General features: G+C 62.9%; 24 protein-coding genes and 1 pseudogene. 19 read left to right on the top strand and 6 right to left on the bottom strand.

Annotated elements, in window-relative coordinates:
• The 6 genes and pseudogenes from F6X59_RS28410 to F6X59_RS15185 all read left to right on the top strand — a co-directional run.
• Nucleotides 1–1,451, top strand: a pseudogene (locus F6X59_RS28410) (hypothetical protein); the annotation flags it as partial.
• Nucleotides 1,451–2,254 carry a DUF6708 domain-containing protein gene (locus tag F6X59_RS28705; protein WP_256669336.1) on the top strand — a complete coding sequence of 268 codons (804 nt, stop codon included), beginning with the start codon at nt 1,451–1,453 and terminating at the stop codon, nt 2,252–2,254. The pseudogene F6X59_RS28410 and the gene F6X59_RS28705, both read left to right, overlap by 1 nt.
• 292 nt (nt 2,255–2,546) lie before the next feature.
• A complete protein-coding gene (locus tag F6X59_RS15200; RefSeq protein ID WP_152956914.1) occupies nt 2,547–2,798 on the top strand; it encodes a hypothetical protein in 252 nt (83 codons plus the stop codon).
• 78 nt (nt 2,799–2,876) lie between these two features.
• Complete coding sequence (locus F6X59_RS15195; protein ID WP_152956913.1) at nt 2,877–3,260, top strand: VOC family protein; 384 nt, start codon at nt 2,877–2,879, stop codon at nt 3,258–3,260.
• Between the two features lie 104 nt (nt 3,261–3,364).
• A complete protein-coding gene (locus F6X59_RS15190) occupies nt 3,365–4,084 on the top strand; it encodes a TorF family putative porin (protein ID WP_152956912.1) in 720 nt (239 codons plus the stop codon).
• A gap of 12 nt (nt 4,085–4,096) precedes the next feature.
• Nucleotides 4,097–4,741, top strand: coding sequence for a cupin domain-containing protein (locus tag F6X59_RS15185; RefSeq protein WP_152956911.1), 645 nt, complete (start codon nt 4,097–4,099; stop codon nt 4,739–4,741).
• On the opposite strand, the gene F6X59_RS15180 is transcribed toward F6X59_RS15185, so the two are convergent.
• Both F6X59_RS15180 and F6X59_RS15175 read right to left on the bottom strand, forming a co-directional pair.
• Nucleotides 4,727–5,263, bottom strand: a complete 537-nt coding sequence (locus tag F6X59_RS15180; protein ID WP_178120095.1) for a DUF2442 domain-containing protein — start codon at nt 5,261–5,263, stop codon at nt 4,727–4,729. The genes F6X59_RS15185 and F6X59_RS15180 overlap by 15 nt on opposite strands.
• A gap of 201 nt (nt 5,264–5,464) precedes the next feature.
• A complete protein-coding gene (locus F6X59_RS15175) occupies nt 5,465–6,352 on the bottom strand; it encodes a LysR family transcriptional regulator (RefSeq protein WP_152956910.1) in 888 nt (295 codons plus the stop codon).
• 126 nt (nt 6,353–6,478) lie between these two features.
• On the opposite strand from F6X59_RS15175, the gene F6X59_RS15170 reads away from it, so the two are divergent.
• The 8 genes from F6X59_RS15170 to dctM all read left to right on the top strand — a co-directional run bounded on the left by F6X59_RS15170 (nt 6,479) and on the right by dctM (nt 14,999).
• Complete coding sequence (locus F6X59_RS15170; protein ID WP_152956909.1) at nt 6,479–7,318, top strand: MaoC family dehydratase N-terminal domain-containing protein; 840 nt, start codon at nt 6,479–6,481, stop codon at nt 7,316–7,318.
• 20 nt (nt 7,319–7,338) lie between these two features.
• Nucleotides 7,339–8,502: an acyl-CoA dehydrogenase family protein gene (locus F6X59_RS15165; protein WP_152956908.1), complete on the top strand. Its 1,164-nt coding sequence runs from the start codon at nt 7,339–7,341 to the stop codon at nt 8,500–8,502.
• Nucleotides 8,503–8,512: 10 nt separating this feature from the next.
• Nucleotides 8,513–9,862 carry an MmgE/PrpD family protein gene (locus tag F6X59_RS15160; protein ID WP_152956907.1) on the top strand — a complete coding sequence of 450 codons (1,350 nt, stop codon included), beginning with the start codon at nt 8,513–8,515 and terminating at the stop codon, nt 9,860–9,862.
• Between the two features lie 18 nt (nt 9,863–9,880).
• A complete protein-coding gene (locus tag F6X59_RS15155) occupies nt 9,881–11,080 on the top strand; it encodes a CaiB/BaiF CoA-transferase family protein (RefSeq protein ID WP_152956906.1) in 1,200 nt (399 codons plus the stop codon).
• Nucleotides 11,077–11,895, top strand: coding sequence for a CoA ester lyase (locus F6X59_RS15150; RefSeq protein ID WP_152956905.1), 819 nt, complete (start codon nt 11,077–11,079; stop codon nt 11,893–11,895). The genes F6X59_RS15155 and F6X59_RS15150 overlap by 4 nt, the downstream gene beginning before the upstream one ends.
• 119 nt (nt 11,896–12,014) lie before the next feature.
• Entirely contained in the window at nt 12,015–13,013 is a 999-nt protein-coding gene (locus F6X59_RS15145; protein WP_152956904.1) for a TRAP transporter substrate-binding protein, read from the top strand.
• Nucleotides 13,014–13,083: 70 nt separating this feature from the next.
• The gene (locus F6X59_RS15140; protein WP_152956903.1) at nt 13,084–13,716 is read left to right on the top strand and encodes a TRAP transporter small permease; all 633 of its coding nucleotides are present in this window, start codon (nt 13,084–13,086) and stop codon (nt 13,714–13,716) included.
• Nucleotides 13,716–14,999, top strand: coding sequence for a C4-dicarboxylate TRAP transporter large permease protein DctM (dctM, locus tag F6X59_RS15135; RefSeq protein WP_152956902.1), 1,284 nt, complete (start codon nt 13,716–13,718; stop codon nt 14,997–14,999). The genes F6X59_RS15140 and dctM overlap by 1 nt, the downstream gene beginning before the upstream one ends.
• Nucleotides 15,000–15,038: 39 nt before the next feature.
• On the opposite strand, the gene F6X59_RS15130 is transcribed toward dctM, so the two are convergent.
• The 3 genes from F6X59_RS15130 to pobA form a co-directional block, all read right to left on the bottom strand.
• Complete coding sequence (locus F6X59_RS15130; RefSeq protein ID WP_152956901.1) at nt 15,039–15,920, bottom strand: LysR substrate-binding domain-containing protein; 882 nt, start codon at nt 15,918–15,920, stop codon at nt 15,039–15,041.
• A 65-nt stretch (nt 15,921–15,985) separates the two neighbouring features.
• Nucleotides 15,986–17,788 (bottom strand): gamma-glutamyltransferase, encoded by a 1,803-nt coding sequence (gene ggt / locus F6X59_RS15125; RefSeq protein WP_152956900.1) that lies wholly within the window; start codon nt 17,786–17,788, stop codon nt 15,986–15,988.
• A gap of 215 nt (nt 17,789–18,003) precedes the next feature.
• The gene (gene pobA, locus F6X59_RS15120; RefSeq protein WP_152956899.1) at nt 18,004–19,191 is read right to left on the bottom strand and encodes a 4-hydroxybenzoate 3-monooxygenase; all 1,188 of its coding nucleotides are present in this window, start codon (nt 19,189–19,191) and stop codon (nt 18,004–18,006) included.
• 129 nt (nt 19,192–19,320) lie between these two features.
• Between pobA and F6X59_RS15115 the strand changes: the two genes are divergently transcribed.
• The 3 genes from F6X59_RS15115 (at nt 19,321) to F6X59_RS15105 (ending at nt 21,574) form a co-directional block, all read left to right on the top strand.
• Nucleotides 19,321–20,199: a helix-turn-helix domain-containing protein gene (locus F6X59_RS15115; protein WP_152956898.1), complete on the top strand. Its 879-nt coding sequence runs from the start codon at nt 19,321–19,323 to the stop codon at nt 20,197–20,199.
• A 63-nt stretch (nt 20,200–20,262) separates the two neighbouring features.
• Complete coding sequence (locus tag F6X59_RS15110) at nt 20,263–20,661, top strand: MerR family DNA-binding transcriptional regulator (RefSeq protein ID WP_060513138.1); 399 nt, start codon at nt 20,263–20,265, stop codon at nt 20,659–20,661.
• Between the two features lie 13 nt (nt 20,662–20,674).
• The gene (locus F6X59_RS15105; RefSeq protein WP_152956897.1) at nt 20,675–21,574 is read left to right on the top strand and encodes a hydroxymethylglutaryl-CoA lyase; all 900 of its coding nucleotides are present in this window, start codon (nt 20,675–20,677) and stop codon (nt 21,572–21,574) included.
• Nucleotides 21,575–22,106: 532 nt separating this feature from the next.
• Here the strand turns inward: F6X59_RS15105 and F6X59_RS15100 are convergent.
• Nucleotides 22,107–22,625, bottom strand: coding sequence for an MgtC/SapB family protein (locus tag F6X59_RS15100; protein WP_152956896.1), 519 nt, complete (start codon nt 22,623–22,625; stop codon nt 22,107–22,109).
• Nucleotides 22,626–22,760: 135 nt separating this feature from the next.
• Between F6X59_RS15100 and F6X59_RS15095 the strand changes: the two genes are divergently transcribed.
• Both F6X59_RS15095 and ccoG read left to right on the top strand, forming a co-directional pair.
• Nucleotides 22,761–23,000 carry a DUF3203 family protein gene (locus tag F6X59_RS15095; protein ID WP_152956895.1) on the top strand — a complete coding sequence of 80 codons (240 nt, stop codon included), beginning with the start codon at nt 22,761–22,763 and terminating at the stop codon, nt 22,998–23,000.
• 122 nt (nt 23,001–23,122) lie between these two features.
• Complete coding sequence (gene ccoG / locus F6X59_RS15090; protein WP_152956894.1) at nt 23,123–24,493, top strand: cytochrome c oxidase accessory protein CcoG; 1,371 nt, start codon at nt 23,123–23,125, stop codon at nt 24,491–24,493.
• The last annotated feature ends 16 nt before the right edge of the window (nt 24,494–24,509 follow it).

The following is a 24,509-nucleotide window of genomic DNA, read 5'->3' as shown; positions in this document are numbered from 1 at the left end:
CAGGCAAAGTCAAACCCATCATCCAGACCGGATTGTTGAGCCTTGCCGTGCTCGACCCGAAAGTGGCACATCAGGTGATCCCCGTCAGCGTCTGGGTCGAGGGTACGGCGTATGAGCTACATGAACGATTGGCCAAGGAGGTGAAACTCAATGTCAATCAGCTAAATGATGCCGCGAAAATGGCGCTGGTGGACATCAACGTCGCGGCAGGAACACTGGAGTTGGATGCACGGAACGCGCTGAATGGCATGAAAATCAGCGCTGGGCAGGCTTCAAAATTGGTACGGGACAGCTTTACGGGACTGCGAGGAACGGGAAAAGGCTGGGAGCTTTTGCTTTCGTTGGGCGGGCTTTTCTTGATGAGCGACAGCCTTGACAAAAATCTCAAATCTGCTGAAAAGTCAATTGGCTACATATCTCACGAGGCACTTATAGCCTTGTACGGGAATGCCATAGGACTTATGGGTGGCGGCATAGAGGCCATTGGGCTTTTCATGCCACACAGAGCGACTACGATTAATAAATTTTCTCTGGGGCGAGCCGTCGCCAGTACTGGAGCAATAATAAGCGCAGCCAGTGGTTTTATCGACGCACTTCAGTCGTTACTTGCAGCCTCACGCACATTCAAAGCAGGTGACGACACCTCAGGTTGGAGTTATCTTACTGCCGCAGTCATAAGCAGCACAGGAAGTTATTTTGCAATTAAAGCGGTAGCCCTTCCTTTTATAATCGGCCCTTTAGGTGTAGCAATTTCGCTTAGCCTCATTGCCTATGCCATAAGTAAAAAATCCACTAACAATGAATCAACCCCACTTGAGCGATGGACAAAAAGATGCCATTTCGGATTTGCCAACGAAACTCCAAAAATCCATTGGGATTCGCCAAATTTTGCAGATATCGCTTTATCAGAACTAAATTCAGCCACACTGGGAATTTCAGGACAGTTGATATTTAAGACACATATGTCAGAGTATGCCGCCAAGTCAAAAATCGGTGGTCTTGTCCGCGTCGAAACAACGCAACACATAAATTTCCATTTACAACTCCCGCATTTCAATGAATCAACATCAAGCTTCCACCTTTTAGTCGCAGTCCATCGCAATGGCGACGGATACGCTCCAAATATAAAAGGTGGGGAATTGATTGTAAATGAATCTTATTTTCCACCAAGCATCACTGCGAGAGCTTCAGCACTCGCATCGTTAAGAACTTCAAACAAGCCCAAGATCCCCGACTATATAAACGAAAATACACGCATTATTAGACATAGGGATAAGACAAACGATACCAAAGAGACCACCTACTTCGTACAATCCATAAGCGGAACCATAGAACTCACTCCTGATATCGGCAAACACAACATATTGACGGCATCATTAAATCTAACGTACTGGCCAGATCGCAATATACCCGACGCCTATGCCGAAATCGCCTTGCAGGAGGAAAATTAATGGAGTTTCTAAAACGCGAGCTTGGCTGGAAATATGACCTCCCCACTCCAAGCTCTCCTTCCGAACTTAGCCCAGAGACGAACCATGTCTATCCTACTCCCAACCACATCTGTGAAGACTACATTGAAATCCCCAGATCGTTTCACAGACTGCGAGGCTATAGCAGCATAGTCGGTGGCTTTCTGCTTCTTGCATTTAGTGCAATGATACTTTGGTTCATTTTTGATACACTCACCCGCCCTTCAAAAGTCAACTTTGAGCTCACAACTACAATTATAGGCTCATACTTACTCTTACTCTTCTCAACGATTCCCTACATCCGCATGGACATCGAGTGCCCGCGCGACGAACCCATACGTTTCAACAGACAGCGTCAAAAAGTCTACTTCTACCAATACAGATTCGACCGCCTTCATCCACTTGGACGAAAGAACTGGGGGGTGAAGCCTGTCGCTTACGACTGGAAGGACCTTACCCTGGAGGTTTATCGTATCTATGCACCCATGGGCTATGGTGGTCTACTGGAAAAAGTCATGATTTCCGTACGCAAGCCCGGCACTGACGAGGTCATTGATCGCATGCACTTTGCCGACAGCCTTTGGAAGGGCGAACAATATTGGGCCATCGTCAGGCGCTTCATGCACGAAGGTCCCGGCGCACTTCCCGATTTTTACTATGCGCCAACTGACTGGCATTGCGACAATCCACACAATCCTTTTGATCGGTTATTACCAAAGGTCAATTGGCCGACGGAAATGGACGTGGAATCCCGGACCGCCCCCGCCTCAGTAACGCAACCATAAAGTTTGTCGTGTTAATCGGCCAATGCCCTATCTGCCCAATCCACGGCAAAAACGCCGTGGAAGCCGGCCCCCCATATGGATAGGGCCGCTATGCGGCCCCTCGCCACGACAACTCAGTTCCCACAGGCTTCTCGCAAGCTTCGGCATCCAAGAAACCCTGAGAAAGCATCCAGGCGGAGGGCTTGCAGCAACCTCAATAGTCACTATCGACACCACCAATTTCTACCCATCGTCATCAACCCATAACCTAGCCCCATCGATTCCCACCGCCCGAATCCTGGAGCTTCCCCCGATGAACACCACGGCCCGCCTGCTGCTCGCTGCCCTCTCCGCCACCGCGATCGCCGTGCTCACCGGTTGCGCCAGCCACCCGGAACTGCGCCCCTACACCGCCGAGGAAACCCGCCAGTTGCAACTCGAATCCATCCAGCGCCAAAGCCTGTCGCTGGATGAATACGAACTGCGCAAGCGCGTCATCGAACGCTCTGCCAGCCCGCAGGTGGTCACCGATGTCGCCGAAGCTCAGCCTGCAATCAAAGGCTGAGTTGAAAGACCGGCTCAGCGCACTATCATGGCCCTGCCCGGACTGATCGCCTTCAGTCCCTGATACCGAGGCTGGCCAATGATCGATCGCCTGGACCATCTGGTCCTCACCACCACCGATGTCGAAGCCTGCACCGATTTCTACACGCGGGTGCTGGGCATGCAGCTGGAAACCTTCGGCAATCACCGCCTGGCGCTGCGCTACGGCAACCAGAAAATCAACATCCATGTACGCGGCCATGAGTTCGAGCCCAAGGCACATCTGCCGGTACCCGGCGCACTGGATCTGTGCTTCATCAGCAAGGTCGGCCTGGAACAGGTGATCGCGCACCTGCAGAAGGCGCAATGGCCAATCATCGAAGGCCCCGTTGCACGCACTGGCGCAACTGGCCCGATCCGCTCGGTGTACGTACGTGACCCTGACCTGAACCTGATCGAAATTGCCGAACCACTCGGGGCATGAACGGCCCTCGACCAATGGTCGAGTAATGGCCACCGCTGGTAGCCCTCTGCGGGCAACGCAGGTATCCTCAGCCGCTCAAGCGCAAGCCTTCCAGGACGGTGACCATGACCAGGCCCCTTCTGTTGCTGACTGTGGCCCTTCTCTCGAGCCCGGCGCTGCACGCGCAACAGATCCAGCGCCAACTGGGCGTTTTCGACTTCAAGCTCGGCACCACGCCCTCGCGCAGCATGGCCCAGGGCCTGATCTCGCCGAGTGCGGTGGGCGCCTTCCACGGCGGCCTCGACCTCAGCCACCCCAACGGCTGGTACCTCGGCCAGTACGCGCCGAGCATGGGCGTGACGCCGGATTCCACCCTGCGCCTGGACAGCTACACCGGTTACAAGCACCACTTCGACAGCACCCTGGGCTATGAAGTGGGGCTGATCCACTACAGCCAGCCGAACCTCGCCGGCCCCGACAGCTACGCCCTGTACGGCGGCATCTCGGTACTGGGCAGTCGTTTCGGCGGTGCCTGGCGCGACAACCCGGACAACCGCACCGGCACGCTGTTCGCCGACTTCGGCCAGTTGCCGTTGTTCGATGTCGACCTGACCGTCAAGCTCGCCCACCACCGCCTGGGCACGCCCTTCACCATCGGCGACGGCAGCCACATCAGCGGGTTTTCCGACTGGTCGCTGGAGCTGTCGCGGCCATGGCTAGGCATCGACCTGAACCTGATCTACAGTAACTCCGACCTCAGCGGCAGTGGCTGTGACGCCTATGCCGGCATCAACACCTATTGCGAAAGCATGGTCACAATCAAAGCCCAGCGCAGCTTCTTCTAACGTGGCCTTACCATGCTCCCGGACCGCCTGAATGCCGACCTGACCTTGCCCGCCATCATGCACGGTGCCGACCTGCCCTGGCTGGCCAGCCCGCTGCCCGGCGTCGAGCGCCGCCCGCTGTTTCGCATTGGCGGCGAAAAGGCCCGCGCCACCAGCCTGGTGCGCTATGCCCCCGGCAGCCATTTCAATGCCCACCAGCACCCTGGCGGCGAGGAATTTTTGGTGCTGGAAGGTGTGTTCGAAGATGAGCGCGGTCAGTACCCCGCGGGCAGCTATGTGCGCAACCCGCCTGGCAGTGCTCACGCGCCACGGTCTGGCGCGGGCTGCACGATCTTCGTCCGCCTGCAGCAGTTTCATCCTGAAGATGGCCAACAGCTGGTCGCAACGCTATCGACGCCGGGCGATCAACTGCTGTTTTCGAACGACCATGAACAGGTGTTTCTGAAGCACGTGCTACCCGGCGCCCCAGTCTGCCTGGACAACCCACGTGGACTGGAATGCCTGCTTTTGCAAGGCAGCCTGGACGGCGCGGACTTTAGCCTTCAGCCGCTGAGTTGGATGCGCCTGCCGGTAGGTACGCCCTTGCAGGCGCACGCCGGCGTGCAGGGCGCACGCCTGTGGTTCAAAGACGCCGAGCCTACCCTAGGACTGGGATAATAAAGCCGTTCTGACGGCAGTTGCCTTCTGCGCGTGACGATTGAGGGTCTTGCGCCCGGCACCATTTTTAGCTTTGGACTTTCCCGCATACAGCGCATCCCAGCCCTTCATCGCAAGCGCTACCGTTCTTGGCACGGGCTTCTCTCCACTGCGGTAGTAGGCCAGCATTCTTCGACTCAAACCCAGCTCTTGCGCTGCTCGGTCCAGAGTCATCCCATGCTTGGCCATCCAGTTCCAGATCAGCTCGTGCGAGCACTCGCCAGCCTGCTCCACTGCCCGCGCACGGAGGTTGTCGGCAGCCAGTTCCAGATTGTCGTCATTTGCCCAGATGACAGTGTCATTCCACTCGCCTAACGCTGCAGTTGCAAAAACGGCAGGATCGGCAAGCGGTTGCAAAGTCGGGTTCCTGGCGATGATCTCGTCCAGCTTCACCGGAAGCTGTTCACCGTCCGCGAAGGTCAGCAGCAAGGACCCGGGGGCGAGCGCTGCAATGGCTTGCAACTGGAAATGCTTGTTGGTCATTGATTCAACTCCTTCCATTTGGCAAGCAGTTGAGGTCTGTTCTGTGCGGTACATGCAAATCGAACAGTCAGAAAGCCGATGGATCGTAGGCATAGGAAGAGTATAGAGTGCAATGGTTGCACCGAACAGTAGCACCCTTTGTCGCTACGCTCCTCCCGGAAAATGTAAGTACTGCTTTCAGCAGAACCGGCCCAGACAACCTCAAGCTTCCGGCATCAACGTCGCAATCAACGCCCGCACCGTCCCCGGCAACGCCTCCAGCTCACGCACCAGAATGCTCCGTTCACGCACCGCCCACGGTTCATCCAGGCTGATGGTCACCAGCTCCATGGTCTGGCTGTGCCGCAGCGCTGCCGACTCGGGGATGATGCCGATGCCCACCCCCGCCTCCACCAGCCGGCAGATCGCCTCGAAGCTCGACAGCTGGATGCGCAGCGACAGGTTCAACCCCATGCGCTCCACATGGTCACGCAAAAAGCTCAGCAAGGTGCTGCCGTCGTGCAGGCCGATATGCTGGAAGTCCAGAGTCTGCTTCAAGGTCACCGTCTTGCAGCCAGCCAGTTCATGGCCCGCCGGGACAATCAGCACCAGCCGGTCGGTGCTGAAGTGCATCACCTGCAAGCCGCTGGCCTCCACCGGCCCGGCGATGATGCCCATGTCGCTGCTGCCGTCGAGCACACCGCGCACGATGTCCCGCGACAGGCGCTCCTGCAGGTCGACGGTCACCCCGGGGCGCTTGGCCATGAAGCCAGCCAGCACTTCCGGCAGGAATTCGGTGACGGCGGTGGTGTTGGCGAAAATGCGGATATGCCCGGCCAGGTCGGTGCCGAACTGGGTGAACTCGGCTTTCAGGTAATCGACCTGGCGCATGATCAGGCGGGCATGCATCAGCAGCTTGTGCCCCGCAGGGGTCAGTTCCACGCCACGGCTGTCGCGGTACAGCAGGCGCGTGTCGAGCTGGGCTTCCAGCGCCTTGACCCGCGCACTGGCGGCGGCCGGCGAAAGAAACGCCCGGCGTGCGCCCTGGGTCAGGCTCGGCGATTCGCCGATATGGATGAACAGCCGCAAATCTGCCAAGTCGAAATGCATGGGGAGGTCCGGTCGTGGCGATGGCGTTCAGCATACATGAACGCTGCCTTACACAAATGCAAATTCACAGAATGCCAGGCGCCTCGCATGATCGGCCCATAACAACAAATGCAGAGGCCCATGGTTATGACTGCTTCCCACCCGCCCATCGACTACAGCGCCTGGATCGGCCGCACGGAAGAGGCCGTCGATGAGCTCAGCCGCAACCTGATCAAGCGCATCGCCGCCACCTTCGGCGAAACCGCACCCGCCGTCGGCCAACCGCTGCCACCGCTGTGGATGTGGTGCTTCTTCCAGGAGCCAGTGGCCGAAGCGCAATTGGGCGCGGACGGCCACCCGGCGCGCGGCGGCTTCCTGCCTCCGGCCGACAACCGTAACCGCATGTGGGCTGGCGGGCGGGTCGAGTTCATCGCCCCGCTCACGGTCGGCGCCGAAGCCCATCGCCTGTCGACCATCCTGCACATCGAAGAAAAACACGGCCGTACCGGCGCGCTGCTGTTCGTCACCGTGCGCCACGATTACTCGCAACACGGCCAGCTGTGCGTGCGCGAAGAGCAGGACATCGTCTACCGCGAGCCCAACCCACCCAAGCTCGACAGCGCCGCGGCCGACGCACCGGCCGACTGGAGCGAAGCGGTCACGCCGACGCCGACCCTGCTGTTCCGTTACTCCGCCGTAACCTTCAACGGTCACCGCATCCACTACGACTTCCCCTACGTCAGCGAAACCGAAGGCTACGCCGGCCTGGTCGTGCACGGCCCGATGATCGCCACCCTGAACCTGCGTGCCTTCATCCGCGCCAACCCTGGCAAGCGCGTGCGCCATTTCGCCTACCGCGGCGTGCGCCCGCTGACCGTACCCACCCCTTTCGAAGTGGCCGGGCGCATCAGCGCACCTGGCCAGGCCCAGCTGTGGGCCGGCAACGCCGCGGGCGTGGCGCAGAGCGCCGACGTGCTTTTCGACTGATACCAGACAGGGAATCCCCCATGCATACGTACGACAGTGATGACCTCAACGCCATCCGCGAAGGCGTGCGCGCCTTGTGCGCCGAGTTCGACGCCAGCTACTGGCGCAAGATCGATGAAGAAAAGGGCTTCCCGGAGGCCTTCGTCAAGGCCATGACCGACGCCGGCTGGCTGTCGGCGATGATCCCGGAAGCGTACGGCGGCTCGGGCCTGGGCCTGGCCGAGGCCTCGGTGATCCTCGAAGAGGTGAACGCCTGCGGTGGCAACTCCGGCACCGTGCACGGGCAGATGTACAACATGTTCACCCTGCTGCGCCACGGCAGCGAGGAACAGAAGCGCCACTACCTGCCCAAGCTCGCCAGCGGCGAGCTGCGCCTGCAGTCGATGGGCGTGACCGAGCCTACCACCGGCACCGACACCACCAAGATCAAGACCAGCGCCGTGCGCCAGGGCGACAAGTACGTGATCAATGGCCAGAAGGTGTGGATCTCGCGCATCCAGCATTCGGACCTGATGATCCTGCTGGCGCGCACCACGCCCTTGCCGGAGGTGAAGAAAAAGTCCGAGGGCATGTCGATCTTCCTGGTTGACCTGCGTGAAGCCATCGGCAACGGCCTGACCGTGCAGCCCATCGCCAACATGGTCAACCACGAGACCAACGAGCTGTTCTTCGACAACCTCGAACTGCCGGCCAGCAGCCTGATCGGTGACGAAGGCAAAGGCTTCCGCTACATCCTCGACGGCCTCAATGCCGAGCGCACGCTGATCGCCGCCGAGTGCATCGGCGATGGCCGCTGGTTCGTTGAAAAGGCCAGCGCCTACGCCCGTGACCGCGTGGTGTTCGGCCGCCCGATCGGGCAGAACCAGGGCGTGCAGTTCCCCATCGCCGAAGCCCATATCGAGATCGAGGCCGCCGACCTGATGCGCTGGCGCGCCTGCGCCGAGTACGACAGCGGGCAGAACGCCGGGGCCAGCGCCAACATGGCCAAGTACCTGGCGGCCAAGGCCTCGTGGGAGGCGGCCAATGCCTGCCTGCAGACCCACGGCGGCTTCGGCTTTGCCTGCGAATACGACGTCGAGCGCAAGTTCCGCGAAACCCGCCTGTACCAGGTGGCGCCGATCTCCACCAACCTGATCCTGTCCTACGTGGCCGAGCACCTGCTCGAGCTGCCACGCAGCTTCTGAGGGCCCGAGCATGCAGCATACCCAAGCCCTGGCGGGCTTCCTCGCCAACCTGCAATACGCACAGATCCCCGGCCACGTGCTAGACCGCACCGAAGACCTGCTCCTCGACTGGCTCGGCTCGGCCCTGGCCAGCCAGGGCGCGCACCCGATCCCGCTGTTCGAACGTTACGCCGAACGCATGGGCCCCGCCCAAGGCAGCGCCCGCGTGCTGACCAGCGGGCGCAGCTCATCGCCCTACTTCGCCGCGCTGGTCAACGGCGCCGCCTCGCACCTGGTGGAGCAGGACGACCTGCACAACAGCTCGGTGCTGCACCCGGCCACGGTGGTGTTCTCCGCCGTGCTGGCTGCGGCCCAGGACCTCGGCAAGTCCGGCCAGGACCTGCTGCTGGCCAGCGTCGCGGGCTATGAGGCAGGGATTCGCATCGGTGAATTTCTTGGCCGTTCGCACTATCGCATCTTCCACACCACGGCCACCGTCGGCACCCTGGCCGCCGCCGTGGGCGTAGGCAAGCTGCTGGGCTTCGACAAGGAACAGTTCATCAACCTGCTCGGCAGCGCCGGCACCCAGGCCGCCGGGCTCTGGGAATTCCTGCGCGATGCTGCCGACTCCAAACAGTTGCACACCGCCAAGGCCGCCGCCGATGGCCTGCTCGCCGCCTATCTGACCGCCGATGGCCTGAGCGGTGCGCGCAACATCCTCGAAGGTGACCAGGGCCTGGCTGCCGGCATGTCCACCGACGCTGACCCGGCGCGCCTTAGCGACTGCCTGGGCACGCGCTGGGCGCTGGCGGAAACCTCGTTCAAGTTTCACGCCTCGTGCCGCCATACCCACCCCGCCGCCGATGCACTGCTGCAGCTGATGCAACGCCAAGGCCTGACGCATGAGCAGATCGCCAAGGTGGTCACCCGCGTGCACCAGGGCGCCATCGATGTGCTGGGCCGGGTCACCACGCCGGCCACCGTGCACCAGGCCAAGTTTTCCATGGGCACCGTGCTCGGCCTGATCGCCGTGCACGGCAGCGCACAGCTCATCGAATTCCGCGACCTGGCGCTGAGCGACCCACGGGTCGCCAGCTTCCGCGAAAAAGTACAGATGCAGCTGGACCCTGAAGTGGATGCTGCCTACCCGGCCCGCTGGCTCGGCCGGGTCGAGGTCACCTGCACCGATGGCCGCCGCTTCAGCGCCGCCATCGACGAGCCCAAGGGCGACCCCGGCAACACCCTCTCGCGCCCCGAGCTGGAAGCCAAGTTCCAACGCTTGCTGGCCTATTCCGGCGCCCGCAGCCCGGCCCAGGGCCAGGCCCTGATCGAACAGGTCTGGCAGTTGCGCGATACGCGCTCGCTGGCCGCACTGCACTGATGACGAACAGGTGACCCCATGACCCAAACTGCCCCCCGCCCGCTGGACGGCATCACCGTCGTCAGCCTGGAACATGCCATCGCCGCGCCCTTCTGCACCCGCCAGCTGGCTGACCTGGGCGCCCGTGTGATCAAAGTCGAACGGCCCGGCAGCGGTGACTTCGCCCGTGGCTACGACCAGCGCGTCGATGGCCTGGCCTCGCACTTCGTGTGGACCAACCGCTCCAAGGAAAGCCTCACCCTCGACCTCAAGCAGAAGGCCGCCGACAGCATCCTCGAGGCCCTGCTGGCCAAGGCCGACGTGCTCGTGCAAAACCTCGCCCCCGGCGCTGCGGCACGCATGGGCCTGTCGTTCGACGCCTTGCACCAGCGCTTCCCGCGCCTGATCGTCTGCGACATCTCCGGCTACGGCGCAGGCGGCCCATATGAAAAGAAGAAGGCCTACGACCTGCTGATCCAGAGCGAGGGCGGCTTTCTGTCGGTGACTGGCGGCCCCGGCGACGAGGAAATGGCCAAGGCCGGCTGCTCGATCGCCGACATCGCCGCCGGCATGTATGCCTACACCGGTGTGCTGTCAGCGTTGCTGCTGCGCGACAAGACTGGCCTGGGCAGCCGCATCGACGTGTCGATGCTGGAGAGCCTGGTGGAGTGGATGGGCTACCCGATGTACTACGCCTACAACGGCGCACCGCCACCACCGCGCGCGGGTGCCTCGCACTCGACCATCTACCCGTACGGCCCGTTCCCCACCGGCGGTGGCGGCACGATCATGCTCGGCTTGCAGAATGAACGGGAATGGGCGCTGTTCTGCGAAAAGGTGCTGCTCGACCCGGCACTGGCCAGCGATGACCGCTTCAGCGCCAATTACAAGCGCTCGGACAACCGCGAGGTGCTGCGCCAGGTCATCGTCGAGCGCTTTGCCGCCCTGTCGCTGGACGAGGTGGTGGCGCGCCTGGAAGATGCCCAGATCGCCAACGCCCGGGTCAACGACATGCACGGCGTATGGCAGCACCCGCAGCTGCAGGCCCGCGACAGCTGGCGTGAAGTGGACAGCCCGGCCGGCAAGTTGCCGTCGCTGCTGCCACCGGGGCGCAATGCCGCCTTCACCCCACGCATGGATGCCGTGCCGGCGCTGGGGCAGCACACCGCGGGCATCCTTGCGGAGCTCGGCTTGAGCGCAGAACAGCGAGCCAGCCTGGCCGCAGGAGGCGTTGTATGAACGCGGTGCGCTCCGCCTTGTTCGTGCCTGGCAGCCGCCCCGAACGTTTCGCCAAGGCCCTGGCGGCAGGTGCCGATGTGGTGATCGTCGACTTTGAGGATGCCGTGGAGGAGCCGCTGAAACAGCAGGCCCGCGACCACCTGGCGGCCTTTCTGCAGGCCACGCCGCAGGCCTCGGTATGGGTGCGGGTGAATGCGCCGCAGCATCAACAGCACGCTGGCGACCTGGCCTTCTGCGCACAGTATCCGGGGGTCGCCGGGCTGCTGTTGCCCAAGGTGGAGAACGCCGCTCAGGTCGCGTTGGCCTGGCACGGCGGCAAGCCCGTGTGGCCAATCATCGAAAGCGCCAAGGGCCTGTTGGCACTGGCACAGATTGCCGCGGCTGAAGGCGTCGAGCGCTTGTCGTTCGGCAGCCTCGACCTGGCGCTGGACCTGGGGTTGAACACCGAGAGCGAGGCGGCCCGGCAGTTTCTCGACCAGGCGCGCATGGCGGTGCAGTTGCATTCCCGGGGGGCTGGCCTGCTGCCGCCACTGGATGGGGTGTTCCCGGCCATCGCCGATGCCGAGGGGCTGCAACGGGCCATGCGGCATGCCTACGACATGGGCTATGGCGGGGCGTTGTGCATTCATCCGCAGCAGGTGGCGGTGATTCATGCAGCACTGGCGCCGAGTGCCGAGGAGCTGGCATGGGCGCGGCGGGTGCTGGCCGCGAGTGCGGCGGCCAATGGCGCCGGGGCCTTCCAGCTGGACGGGCAGATGGTCGACGCGCCGGTGGTGTTGCGGGCGCAGCGGTTGCTGGCCGGAAATCTCGACTGAACATGCCGCGTTCACCTTAGCCGAACGCCGCCTTACACAAATGCTGATTCTCCACACGCAGCCCGTTGGTCCATCTTTACCCTCAATCCTCCTACAACAATAAATCAGAGGTGACACCGATGTTGAAGCTGACCCAGGCGCTATTCTGCGCCGCCGCAGTGTCCATGGCAGGCCTGGCCCAGGCCGCCGACCCGATCGTCATCAAGTTCGCCCACGTGGTGGCCGACAGCACGCCCAAGGGCCAGGGCGCGCTGATGTTCCAGAAGCTGGTCGCCGCCGACCCGCAGCTCAAGGACAAGGTCAAGGTCGAGGTCTACCCCAACTCTTCGCTGTTCGGCGATGGCAAGGAAATGGAAGCCCTGCTACTCGGCGATGTGCAGATGCTGGCGCCCTCGCTGGCCAAGTTCGAGCACTACAACAAACAGGTGCAGATCTTCGACCTGCCGTTCCTGTTCAACGACTTGGCCGCCGTCGACCGCTTCCAGCAAGGCCCGCAAGGCAAGGCGCTGCTGACCTCGATGGAAGACAAGGGCATCCGTGGCCTGGCCTACTGGCACAACGGCCTCAAGCAACTGTCGGCAAACAAGAAGGTGATCCTGCCCAAGGATGCCCGCGGCCTGAAGTACCGCGTGCAAGCCTCCAGCGTGCTTGAAGAGCAGTTCAAGGCGATCCGCGCCAACCCGCGCAAGATGAGCTTCGCCGAGGTCTACCAGGGCCTGCAGACTGGCACCGTCAACGGCACCGAGAACACCTGGTCGAACTACGAAAGCCAGAAGGTCAACGAGGTGCAGCCGTTCTTCACCGAAACCAACCACGGCCTGATCGACTACATGGTGATCACCAACGCCAAGTTCTGGAACGGCCTGCCCGAGGACGTGCGCGGCGAGCTGCAGAAGATCATGGATGAGGTCACCGTCGAGGTGAACAAGCAGGCTGAAGCCCTCAACCAGACCTCGCGGCAGAAGATCATCGACGCCAAGACCAGCGAGATCGACGCGCTGACCGCCGAACAGCGCGAGCAATGGCGTGAAGCCATGCGCCCGGTGTGGGAGAAATTCTCCGACCAGATCGGCGCTGACCTGATCAAGGCCGCCAACGACGCCAACAAGGCCTCCTGACCCTTCATGCGCCCCACCCCGGCCACCCGCGGTACGGGTGGCCTGCCCTTTCTCTGTCTGGAGATATCCTATGCAATCGCTCAGGCGTGTCTGGGAGCACTTCGAGGAAGGCATGATTGCCTTTCTCCTGGCGGCCATGACCTTGGTGACCTTCCTCTACGTGGCGCTGAACAACCTCTACACGATGTTCTACAGCCTTAGTGATCACTGGGCGTTCGCCAGCGACCTGCTACTCGGTATCGGCGACCACCTGATGGCCTACGCCCAGGACATGACCTGGAGCATCGCCCTGACCAAGGCGCTGTTCGGCTGGCTGATCTTCTTCGGTATCTCCTACGGCGTGCGCACCGCCGGCCACCTCGGCGTCGATGTGCTGGTGCGGCGCACGCCCAAGCCGGTGCAACGGCTGCTGGCGATGGTCGCCTGCGCCTGCTGCCTGGCTTATGCCGGGCTGTTCCTGGTGGCGAGCATCAAGTGGGTAAGCGCGGTGCTGGTGGCCGGCATCGGTGCCGAGGACCTTGACCGCTATGGCATCAAGGTCGGCCATATCGCGCTGATCGTGCCGCTGGGCTTTGCCCTGGTGATCGTCCGTTACCTGGAAATCCTTTACCGCCTGTTTACCCACCGCCAGTACGGCCTGGGCCTGGCCGACGAGGCCGCCGAAGCCAGCAAGCTGGCCCACCCCGGTGAGGAGCACCACTGATGACGGTTATCTGCCTGTTCCTGCTGCTGTTCGTGTTCATGTTCCTCGGCGTGCCGATCGCCATCTCCCTGGGCCTGTCGGGGGCGCTGTCGATCCTGATGTTCAGCCAGGACTCGCTCAGCTCGCTGGCGATCAAGCTGTTCGAGACCTCCGACAGCTACACCTTCCTGGCCATCCCGTTCTTCCTGCTGTCGGGCGCGTTCATGACCACCGGAGGCGTGGCCCAACGCCTGATCGACTTTGCCAACGCCTGCGTCGGGCATATCCGCGGCGGCCTGGCGATTGCCGCCGTGCTGGCGTGCATGCTGTTCGCCGCGCTGTCGGGTTCGTCGCCGGCCACCGTGGCCGCCGTCGGCTCGATTGCCGTGGCTGGCATGGTGCGCTCCGGCTACCCCCGCGAGTTCGGCGCCGGGATCATCTGCAATGCCGGCACCCTGGGCATCCTGATCCCGCCTTCGATCGTCATGGTGGTGTACTCGGCGGCCACCGAGACCTCGGTCGGCAAGCTGTTCATGGCCGGCGTGGTGCCGGGCATCCTGCTCGGTGTTGCCCTGATGGTGGCGATCTACATCGTCGCCCGCATCAAGAAGCTGCCGGCCCAGCCACGGGCCAGCTTCAGCGAATGGCTGCGCACCGCCCGGCGCGCATTCTGGGGCCTGTTGCTGCTGGTGATCATCCTCGGCGGCATCTACAGCGGCATGTTCACCCCCACCGAGGCGGCGGCGGTAGCGGCGGTGTACTCGGCGTTCATCGCGCTGTTCGTGTACAAGGACATGCGCCTGCGTGACTGCCCGAAAGTGCTGCTGGAGTCGGGCCGGCTGACCATCATGCTGCTGTTCATCATCGCCAACGCCATGCTCTTCGCCCACGTGCTGACCACCGAGCAGATCCCCCAGCAGATCACCCAGTGGGTGATGTCCGAGGGGCTGACGCCAATCGGCTTCCTGATCATGGTCAACATCGTGCTGCTGGTGGCCGGCAGCTTCATGGAGCCATCGGCGATCATCCTGATCCTCGCACCAATCTTCTTCCCGATCGCCATGAAGCTGGGCATCGACCCGATTCACCTGGGCATCGTGATGGTGGTGAACATGGAGATCGGCCTGGTGCACCCGCCGGTGGGGCTGAACCTGTTCGTCACCTCGGCAGTGACTGGGCTGACCCTGGGGCAGACGATTCGCGCGGCGCTGCCGTGGCTGTCGATTTTGCTGCTGTTCCTGGTGCTGGTGACTTATGTGCCGTTCATCTCGTTGGCGCTGCCGGAGTGGCTGGGCATGCCATAGCCAGCGATTTGAAATAGTGTGCAAGCGTTGGAAGGTGGGTCAGATCCCACCGCCCTCAAGCAGCTGCGACATCACCCCGGCCAGATCCTTGACCATCACGTCCGCTGTCGGCTTGTGCACGATGACGATCTCGTAGCTGTCCACCTCCGGCAACCCCTGCACCTGCCCCAGCACCCGGTGCTCGCCAGTCGCCGCACGCGGTGGCAACAGGCTGATGCCCATGCCGTCAGCCACCGCCGCCTGGATGCCACTGAGGCTGGAGCTGGTGAAGCTGATGCGCCAGCGCCGGCCCATGCCTTCGATGGCGCTGATCATGTCTTCACGGTACAGCCCCCGTGGCGGGAAGGTCACCAGCGGAATCGGGTCGAGCTCGAACGCCGGCATGCGCGCACTGTCAATCCACTGCAGGCGCTCGGGCCAGCAGGCCACCCCCTCGCGGCTGTTGCGCCGCTGCTTGAGCAGCACCAGGTCGAGTTCGCCGTTGTCGTAGGCCTGGCTGAGGTCACGGCACAGGCCGCTGGTGACCTCCAGCTTGACCTGCGGGTGCAGGCGGCTGAACGCCGACAGCGCGTTGGTGGTGCGCCCGCCGACAAAATCCTCGGGCACGCCCAGGCGCACGGTGACCCCAACCATGGCGCCGGCCAAGGCTTCGAGCATCTGGTCGTTCAGCGCCAGCATGTGCCTGGCATAACCCAGCAGGGTCTGCCCGGCGTCGGTCGGCAACACGTCGCGGTTGCCGCGCACCAGCAAGCGGTGGCCAACCATGTCTTCAAGGCGGCGCACTTTCTGGCTGATGGTCGACTGGGTCGAGTGCAGGCGTGCAGCGGCGGTGGTGAAGCTGCCGCAATCGGCCACCACGACGATGGCGCGCAACAGGTCGAGGTCGAACAGGGCTCTATTCGATTTAACGCTGATGGACATCTTGGTATTCAACGACTGAATGACAAGATTGACTTCTACCACGCCACTCCAGGCCCGGCAACGCGCTAGTCGCCGAGCGCCACACCTTCACGCCGCGGGTCGGCACCACCGGCCCACCCTTCGGGGGTGCGCTGGATGATCTGCATGCCACTGGTCATGGTCATTGGCGTGACGTCATGGCCCCAGGCGCTGAGCTGGCGGACCAATGCAGGACTGACCAGTCCCGCCTCCACTTCAGTGCCGGCATTGCGGCTGCCGAAATTGGGCAGGTTGGCCGCCTGTTGCGGATCGAGATGCCAGTCCAGCAGGCCGATCAGCGCCTTGTTCACGTAGCCGATGATCTGCGAACCGCCAGGGGAGCCAAGGCTTGCCACCAGTTCGCCGGAGGCACGCGAGAACACCAGGGTTGGCGCCATCGCCGACAACGGGCGCTTGCCGGGCTGCACCCGGTTGGCCACCGGCTTGCCATGTTCCGCAGGCAGGAACGAAAAGTCGGTCAGGTGGTTGTTCAGCAGAAAACCGCCGACCATCAGGTGCGAACCGAAGGCGGACTCCACCGACGTGGTCATGGCCAGGGCCTGGCCGCTGTCATCGACAGCAGACAGGTGCGAGGTGGAAATCCGCAGTGGCGAGCGGTCGGGCGCCAGGGCCAGGTCGGCCCCCTGCGGGGTACCCGGGCGCGCGTGCTTCATGCTGTGGTCGCCGACCTGCCTGGCGCGCTCGGCGAGGTAGGCAGGGTCGAGCAACGACTTGACCGGCACCGGCACGTAATCGCTGTCGGCCAGGTACTGGGCACGGTCAGCGTAGGCCAGGCGCTCGGCTTCGGCGATCAGGTGCACGGCCTGCGGCACAGGTTCGAGCCCCGCCACCGAGGGCACCTGGCCCGGCGGCAGGTCGGCCAGGTCGCGTTGCGCCGAGGCGTGCTGCAGGGCGTCGAGCATGCCCAGGGTCTGCAACACCGTCACCCCGCCGGACGACGGCGGCGGCATGCCGCAGATATTCCAGGCCTTGTACGCGCCACAGACCGGTTCGCGCGCCTTGGCCTGGTAACGCTGCAAATCCTCAAGTGACAACTGCCCGGCATTGGCGTGGTGACGCACTTCGGCCACCATGGCTTGGGCAATCTCACCCTTGTAGAAAGCCTCGGCGCCCTGCTCTGCGATGCGTTCGAAGGTCTGCGCGAGTGCAGGGTTACGCAGGATCGTGCCGACCGCCAGCGGCTCGCCCCGGTCATCCAGGAAGTAGCGCGCCATGGCCGGCGAGCGGGCAATGAAGGGGTCGCCGGCGACCAGCGCGTGCAGCCGTTCGGACACTGCGAAACCATTGCGCGCCAGGGCGATGGCCGGTGCGAACAGGTCCTTCCATGGCAGTTTGCCGTGCTGATCATGGGCCAGTTGCAATGCCCGCAGCACGCCCGGAACCCCCACGGAGCGGCCGCCGATCTGCGCTGCACGAAACGCCATGGGCGCCCCGTCCGCTTGCAGGAACAACGTTTCCGTCACCCCTGCCGGTGCCGCTTCGCGGCCGTCGAAGGCCTGCACGCGCTGGCCATCCCAGTACAGGATGAATGCCCCACCACCGATACCGCTGGATTGCGGCTCGACCAAGGTCAGCACCATCTGCATGGCAATCGCCGCATCGATGGCGCTGCCACCGGCACGCAGCATCGCCCGCCCCGCTTCGCTGGCCAACGGGTTGGCAGCCGCCACCATGTGCCGGCTGGCGTGCACCGGCTGGAGGCCACTGCGGTAGCCGGACTGCAGCTCTGGGGGCGTGGGCAGCGGCTGGTCGGCCCAGGTTGCGGCACTGGCGGTGGCCAGGCACAGGGTGGTGATCAGAATCTTGAGGAGTGAGGGGTGGCGGGGCATTGGGTTGCGTCCTTTCGGGTGTTCGCCGAAAGGTATTCGGCGCCTGTTAGATCGAGCGCCGGCCGCGCGGCGCATCGCGAGCTGCGCTCGCTCCTACGATTGTTTCGGGCCAGTTTACCTGCAACAAACGTAGGAGCGAGCGCAGCTCGCGATGCGCCGCGGGGGCGGCGCTCGATTTCACAGGCGACAAACCTCTTTCGCCCTACCCCCAACCCCTAAACCACCTCTTCGTACGGCAACCCCACATAGTTCTCGGCGATGTTCACCAGCCCCGCCGGCGATGTCAGGAAGTACTCGCGGTCGGCCTCCTGCATCTTCTGGTCCCAGGCATCCTTGTGCTCGCCGAAGTCATGCAGCAGCTGGGTCATGAACCAGCTGAAACGCTCGCCCTTCCAGACCCGGCGCAGGGCCAGCGGCGAGTACTGCTGCAGCAGGTCGGTGCGCCCTTCGCGGTACACCTTGACCAGGATCCGGAACAGGTAGTTGACGTCGGAGGCCGCCAGGTTCAGGCCCTTGGCGCCCGTCGGCGGAACGATGTGCGCGGCATCGCCGACCAGGAACAGGTGGCCGTACTGCATCGGCTCGACCACCAGGCTGCGCAGTGGCGCGATGCTCTTTTCCAACGCAGGCCCGGTGACCAGTTGCTGTGCCACGTCTTCGGGCAGGCGCGCCTTGAGTTCGTTCCAGAAACGCTCGTCGGACCAGTCTTCCACCCGCTCTTCCAGCGGCACCTGCAGGTAGTAGCGGCTGCGCGTCTGTGAGCGCTGGCTGCACAGCGAGAAACCCCGTTCGTGGTGGGCGTAGATCAGTTCGTGGTTGACCGGTGGGGTATCGGACAGCATACCCAGCCAGCCGAACGGGTAGACCCGCTCGTACTCCTTGAGTACGCCTTCGGGAATGCTCTTGCGCGAGACGCCGTGGAAGCCATCACAGCCGGCGATGTAGTCGCAGTCCAGGCGGTGGGTCTGGCCGTCCTTTTCAAAGGTCACGTAGGGCCGTTCGCCCTTGAGTTCGTGCGGCTGCACGTTGCTGGCGCAGTAGATGATCGGCGCGCCGCTGGCTTCGCGGGCCTGCATCAGGTCGCGGGTGACTTCGGTCTGGCCGTAGACCATCACCGTCTTGCCGCCGGTCAGGCCCTTCAGGTCCAGGCGCTGGCGCCGGCCAGCGACCAGCAGCTCAACGCCCTCATGGACCAGCCCTTCGCGGTCCATGCGCTCGGCGACGCCGGCTTCGCGCAGCAAGTCGACGGTGCCTTGTTCAAGCACCCCGGCGCGAATGCGGCCGAGTACGTATTCGGGGGTCTGGCGTTCGAGGATGACGGTGTCGATGCCCGCCTTGTGCAGCAACTGACCGAGCAGTAGGCCGGACGGACCGGCGCCAATGATTGCAACCTGAGTGTTCATTGTTTTTATCTCGTCGAGAGGGGGTGCCCTTGCATTTTTACTGGCAATAACCGCCAAATAAGTGTGTTATCCGATGCAAAAAATGCACTTTTAAAAAAAGCGTTCGATTAACGGACAGGCAATCACGACATGAGATCCACCCTCCCCGGCGTTCCGCTGTTCCAGCTATATGGCGAAAACCAGCACTGGCCCGGCACCGACCTGCTGCATTGCGAGTCGATCCCGGCGCGCAGCCGCCTGCATCATTGGGAAATCAAGCCGCACCAGCACGCCGAGCTGTTCCAGTTGTTGTATGTGCAGCGCGGCGAAGCTCAGGTGGAAATCGAGGGCGTGCGCAGCACCATTCTCGAAGCCGCGATACAGGTGGTGCCGCCGCTGACCGTGCATGGTTTTCGCTTCAGCGCCGATATCCAGGGCCATGTGCTGACCTTCGGCACCGCGCTGGTAGCTGACCTGGAACAGCGCCTGGGCGCGCCGCTGGGGGTGCTGGCAAAAGCGGCGTGTTACCCGCTGGGCAAGGACCGCATCCAGCTGCGCGGCCTGATCGAAACGCTGCAGCAGGAATACCAGGGCAACGCCCCTGCACGGGCGGCCATGCTCGACGCGCTGGTGACCGCGCTGATGGTGTGGATCAGCCGCCGCCAGCGACTGGGGCAAGCCCCACGTAACCGCGACGAACGTGACCGGCAGCTGCTCGGGCAATACCTGCGGCTGGTCGAGGCGCATTACCGCGAACACCTGTCGGTGGAGGACTTCGCCGCGCGCCTGAACATCCCCAGCCTGCAGCTCAACCAGCTATGCCGGGCGCTGAGCGGGCAGACCGCATTGCAGGTGATCCACCAGCGCCTGCTGCTGGAGGCGCGGCGCAACCTCATCTATACGCGCATGAGCATCGGCCAGCTGTCAGACAGCCTGGGCTTCAGCGACCCGACCTACTTCACCCGCTTTTTCAAGCGCCTGAGCGGGCAGACGCCCAATGGTTACCGACGTGCGGTGCAGCCCGACTGATCTGCTTGACGTAAACGTCAACCTGCCCTCAGGATACTGGCATACCCCACGCCGAGCCCAAGCATGAGCAGCCAGACCTACAGCATCTCCGACCTCTCCCGCGAACTGGATATCACCACCCGCGCCATCCGCTTCTATGAGGAACAGGGCCTGCTGAGCCCCGAGCGGCGTGGCCTGGAGCGCATCTATTCGGCCCGTGACAAAGTCAGCCTGAAGCTCATCCTGCGTGGCAAGCGCATCGGCTTCTCGCTGGCCGAATGCCGTGAACTGATCGAGTTGTACGACCCCAGCAGCGGCAACCTCAAGCAGCTTCACAGCATGCTGGCGAAGATCGCCGAGCGTCGCGCCCAGCTCGAACAGCAGATGCTCGACATCCACCAGATGCAACTGGAACTGGACACTGCCCAGGAGCGCTGCGAGCAGGCCCTGGCTGCCACCCTGAACAACAACGACAAACGCTGACAGGAACCCCACCATGCCCATGCCCGCAACAGTCCGCCTGGTCGAAGTCGGCCCCCGCGACGGCCTGCAGAACGAAGCCCAGCCCATCAGCGTTGCCGACAAGGTGCGCCTGGTCGACGACCTGACCGACGCCGGGCTGAGCTATATCGAGGTCGGCAGCTTCGTTTCGCCCAAATGGGTGCCGCAGATGGCGGGCTCCGCCGACGTGTTCGCCAGCATCCGCCAGCGCGCCGGTGTTACCTATGCCGCGCTGGCGCCCAACCTGCGCGGTTTCGAGGATGCCCTGGCTGCCGGGGTGAAGGAAGTGGCGGTGTTCGCCGCGGCTTCCGAGGCCTTCTCCCAGCGCAACATCAACTGCTCGATCAGCGAAAGCCTGCAGCGCTTCGAGCCGATCATGGAGGCTGCGCGCAGCCATGGCGTGCGTGTACGCGGTTACGTGTCCTGTGTGCTGGGCTGCCCTTATGAAGGCAAGGTCAGCGCCGAGCAGGTAGCACCGGTGGCCAGGGCCCTGCACGATATGGGCTGCTACGAGGTGTCGCTGGGTGACACCATCGGCACCGGCACGGCCGGAGACACCCGCCGGCTGTTCGAGGTGGTGTCGGCCGCAGTGCCCCGCGCACAACTGGCCGGCCACTTCCACGACACCTATGGCCAGGCCCTGGCCAACGTGTATGCCAGCCTGCTCGAAGGCATCAGCGTGTTCGACAGCTCGGTGGCCGGGCTGGGGGGCTGCCCTTATGCCAAGGGCGCTACCGGCAACATCGCCACCGAGGATGTGCTGTACCTGCTGCAGGGGCTGGGCATCGAGACCGGTATCGACCTCGACCGGCTGATCGCCGCCGGGCAACGCATCAGCACGGTGCTGGGCCGGGCCAACGGTTCGCGGGTGGCACGTGCGCGCAGCGCAGCATGAGTTTCATACAGGTGTCACATGAGTGTGGGTGAGTGTTACCTCCCCCACAGTTTTCAGCAAAAAATCGGGTAACAGGGAAACAAATCGACAGATTCTCAGGGCGCCGGATTTCGTCAAAACCTGTCAAGCCATTGATTTTAAAGACTTTTCAAAAGTTGGCACGGCACCTGCTATATGTTTGGTACAACAACAAGAAAAACGCGATAACCAATAAAAACAACATGTAACGGCTCTGACATAACAAGAACAACACGGCAGAGGCGCAGCAAGCAGATTTTTTTGGAGTCGACAGGCTTTTCAGGGGTTCGCCCCGCGGGCTGACACAGAACAATAAAACTACCTGAAGGTAGCGGCAGTCAGGCTCGGATCCACAGGATGAATGCAGGTCAGCGCTCAAAAAAATACGTTTGCTCTTGACCCCGGATGGGGGTCGCACGCGACATCAAGGCTAGCCTACAAAAACAACAAAAGGCCGGCCTCAATAATAAAAAAAGAGCAGGCAACAACGCTTTGAGGGGAGCTTCGGCTCCCCTCAGTGCTTCCTGCCCTCCTCCTCTTTCTGCTTCTCCTCGTCCTGCCCCTCGACCTTCTCCACCAGCAGCGGCATCGTGCCCAAGACCAACAGCGCCAGCACTGTGCTGATCAGCGCCGTGGCTTCTCGCCCCATGCCTGCAGCGGTACCGATTGCCGCCGTCATCCACAGCCCCGCAGCGGTAGTCAGCCCTTTCACGTGGCTGGTGTCCTGGCCGTTACCTTTGAGAATGGTGCCTGCCCCTAGAAAGCCGATGCCGGCGACGATGCCCTGGATCACCCGGCTCAAGGCCTGTGCATCGGAGCCCGCCATGCTCGGTGCCAGCACGAACAATGCAGCGCCCAGGGATACCAGCATGTGTGTGCGCACCCCAGCGGACTTGCCTTTGTGTTCGCGCTCAAAGCCCAGCACGGCGCCGAGCACGGCCGCCATCAGCAGGCGGACGAGAATCTGGATGACTTCGCGTTCATTGGTGATGTCGGCGAATTCTGCCTGGATGGTTTGCCAGATCTGATCCATTGCATGGGTCCCGAACAGGTTAGCCTTTGAAGGTTGACCCGCACACACACAGCAAAGTGCCCACCCGGCACTCCGATGCAGCAACCTCCCAGCGCCTGTGGTCACAACCTGTAACCGCCCCCGGAGGACCGCACCATGCCCATCGAAGTCGAAGAAAGCACCCAACGCTGCACCCTCATCGGCGACAAGCTGCGCATCGAAGGCAAAGGCCCGGAGATCGAAATCATCACCGACGAACAGCTGCGCATGTCCGTCGCCATCCTCGCCGGCGAGCGCTTCCCGATCACTGAAGCCGAAGCCGACGCGCTGACCGTGGCGGGTGCGGTGGATAGCCGCAGGCACCTGAAGGCCAGCACGCCAGGCTCGGTGATCTGAGGCTCGGGACACAAATTGCGGCAATCTGATATGGTTTTTATCGCCTGACCTGAGCCTGTGCTGAAAACAGTTCGGGGGCCATAGTGCTCGTGCCTGATCGAGGCCGTAAGAGCACCGACGCCATGACCGAACGAATCCATGCCATCCAGATTGCCGCCAATGGCATCCATACCCGCAGTTTCACCGGCCTGTACCGCACGCTGCGTATTGCCTTCGCCGGCGCGCTGTTCGTGCTGTTCTTCGGCACCGCCTGGCTCGACTGGAACGGTCGCCAGGCCGTGCTGTGGGACCTGGCCGACAGCAAGTTCCACATCTTCGGCGCCACCTTCTGGCCACAGGACTTCATCCTGCTCTCGGCGCTGCTGATCATCTGTGCCTTTGGCCTGTTCGCCATCACTGTCTACGCCGGCCGGGTGTGGTGCGGTTACAGTTGCCCACAAAGCACCTGGACCTGGCTGTTCATGTGGTGCGAAAAGGCCACCGAAGGCGACCGCAACCAGCGCATCAAGCTGGCCGCCGCGCCCTGGAGCCTGAACAAGCTGGCCCGGCGCACGCTCAAGCACAGCCTGTGGCTGGCCATCGGCGTGCTCACCGGGCTGACCTTCGTCGGCTACTTCACGCCGATCCGCCCGCTGGCCCATGAACTGTTCACCCTGCAACTGAGCGGCGTGGCGCTGTTCTGGGTACTGTTCTTCACCGCTGCCACCTATATCAATGCTGGCTTGCTGCGCGAGGCGGTGTGCCTGCACATGTGCCCTTATGCGCGCTTCCAGAGCGTGATGTTCGACAAGGACACCCTGGCCGTGGCCTACGACCCGCGCCGTGGCGAATCCCGCGGCCCGCGCAAGAAAGGCAGTGACGCCCGCGCCCAGGGCCTGGGTGATTGCATCGACTGCACCCTGTGCGTGCAGGTCTGCCCCACCGGCATCGATATCCGCGACGGCCTGCAGATGGCCTGCATCGGTTGCGCCGCCTGCATCGACGCCTGCGACAATGTGATGGACAAGATGGGTTACCCCCGCGGCCTGATCGGGTACAAGTCCGAACACAGCCTGCAAGGCGGCGCCACCCATTGGCTGCGCCCGCGCCTGCTGGGCTACGCCGCTGCGCTGGTGCTGATGATCGGCGCGCTGGTGGTGGCCCTGCAGTTGCGCCCGATGGTGTCGCTGGACGTGATCAAGGACCGCGGCCTGTTCCGCGAGAACGCTCAAGGCCAGATCGAGAACATCTACCTGCTCAAGGTCATCAACAAGACCGCGCAGCCCCAGCGTTACCACTTGCGCCTGCTCGATGCCGAAGGCTTCGAACTGCACGGCAGCACCGAGTTCAGCATCCCGGCCGGGGAAATGAGCGAGCTTCCCGTATCGGTGGCGATGCTCACCGAGCGCCCGGCAAGCAGCTCGCAGGAACTGGCCTTCGAGATCCAGGACAGCGACCAGCCCGCAGTACGCAGCGTGGCCCGCAGCCGCTTCGTGGCGCCACTGAACCGCTGATCCCTTACACTGATTA

Source organism: Pseudomonas sp. MN1F (assembly GCF_009391885.1).
Lineage (GTDB): Bacteria > Pseudomonadota > Gammaproteobacteria > Pseudomonadales > Pseudomonadaceae > Aquipseudomonas.
This window is presented reverse-complemented; position numbering and strand designations above follow the sequence as displayed.

What these genes read in the sequence shown, in the direction of transcription:
- ccoG (WP_152956894.1), top strand. Translation starts at nt 23,123, where the DNA reads ATGACCGAACGAATCCATGCCATCCAGATTGCCGCCAATGGCATCCAT.
- F6X59_RS15200 (WP_152956914.1), top strand. Translation starts at nt 2,547, where the DNA reads ATGAACACCACGGCCCGCCTGCTGCTCGCTGCCCTCTCCGCCACCGCG.
- F6X59_RS15185 (WP_152956911.1), top strand. Translation starts at nt 4,097, where the DNA reads ATGCTCCCGGACCGCCTGAATGCCGACCTGACCTTGCCCGCCATCATG.
- pobA (WP_152956899.1), bottom strand. Translation starts at nt 19,191, where the DNA reads ATGAACACTCAGGTTGCAATCATTGGCGCCGGTCCGTCCGGCCTACTG.
- F6X59_RS15140 (WP_152956903.1), top strand. Translation starts at nt 13,084, where the DNA reads ATGCAATCGCTCAGGCGTGTCTGGGAGCACTTCGAGGAAGGCATGATT.
- F6X59_RS15130 (WP_152956901.1), bottom strand. Translation starts at nt 15,920, where the DNA reads ATGTCCATCAGCGTTAAATCGAATAGAGCCCTGTTCGACCTCGACCTG.
- F6X59_RS15190 (WP_152956912.1), top strand. Translation starts at nt 3,365, where the DNA reads ATGACCAGGCCCCTTCTGTTGCTGACTGTGGCCCTTCTCTCGAGCCCG.
- F6X59_RS15105 (WP_152956897.1), top strand. Translation starts at nt 20,675, where the DNA reads ATGCCCATGCCCGCAACAGTCCGCCTGGTCGAAGTCGGCCCCCGCGAC.
- F6X59_RS15165 (WP_152956908.1), top strand. Translation starts at nt 7,339, where the DNA reads ATGCATACGTACGACAGTGATGACCTCAACGCCATCCGCGAAGGCGTG.
- ggt (WP_152956900.1), bottom strand. Translation starts at nt 17,788, where the DNA reads ATGCCCCGCCACCCCTCACTCCTCAAGATTCTGATCACCACCCTGTGC.
- F6X59_RS15110 (WP_060513138.1), top strand. Translation starts at nt 20,263, where the DNA reads ATGAGCAGCCAGACCTACAGCATCTCCGACCTCTCCCGCGAACTGGAT.
- F6X59_RS15180 (WP_178120095.1), bottom strand. Translation starts at nt 5,263, where the DNA reads ATGACCAACAAGCATTTCCAGTTGCAAGCCATTGCAGCGCTCGCCCCC.
- F6X59_RS15115 (WP_152956898.1), top strand. Translation starts at nt 19,321, where the DNA reads ATGAGATCCACCCTCCCCGGCGTTCCGCTGTTCCAGCTATATGGCGAA.
- F6X59_RS15160 (WP_152956907.1), top strand. Translation starts at nt 8,513, where the DNA reads ATGCAGCATACCCAAGCCCTGGCGGGCTTCCTCGCCAACCTGCAATAC.
- F6X59_RS15150 (WP_152956905.1), top strand. Translation starts at nt 11,077, where the DNA reads ATGAACGCGGTGCGCTCCGCCTTGTTCGTGCCTGGCAGCCGCCCCGAA.
- F6X59_RS15175 (WP_152956910.1), bottom strand. Translation starts at nt 6,352, where the DNA reads ATGCATTTCGACTTGGCAGATTTGCGGCTGTTCATCCATATCGGCGAA.
- dctM (WP_152956902.1), top strand. Translation starts at nt 13,716, where the DNA reads ATGACGGTTATCTGCCTGTTCCTGCTGCTGTTCGTGTTCATGTTCCTC.
- F6X59_RS15145 (WP_152956904.1), top strand. Translation starts at nt 12,015, where the DNA reads ATGTTGAAGCTGACCCAGGCGCTATTCTGCGCCGCCGCAGTGTCCATG.
- F6X59_RS15095 (WP_152956895.1), top strand. Translation starts at nt 22,761, where the DNA reads ATGCCCATCGAAGTCGAAGAAAGCACCCAACGCTGCACCCTCATCGGC.
- F6X59_RS15100 (WP_152956896.1), bottom strand. Translation starts at nt 22,625, where the DNA reads ATGGATCAGATCTGGCAAACCATCCAGGCAGAATTCGCCGACATCACC.
- F6X59_RS15170 (WP_152956909.1), top strand. Translation starts at nt 6,479, where the DNA reads ATGACTGCTTCCCACCCGCCCATCGACTACAGCGCCTGGATCGGCCGC.
- F6X59_RS15195 (WP_152956913.1), top strand. Translation starts at nt 2,877, where the DNA reads ATGATCGATCGCCTGGACCATCTGGTCCTCACCACCACCGATGTCGAA.
- F6X59_RS15155 (WP_152956906.1), top strand. Translation starts at nt 9,881, where the DNA reads ATGACCCAAACTGCCCCCCGCCCGCTGGACGGCATCACCGTCGTCAGC.
- F6X59_RS28705 (WP_256669336.1), top strand. Translation starts at nt 1,451, where the DNA reads ATGGAGTTTCTAAAACGCGAGCTTGGCTGGAAATATGACCTCCCCACT.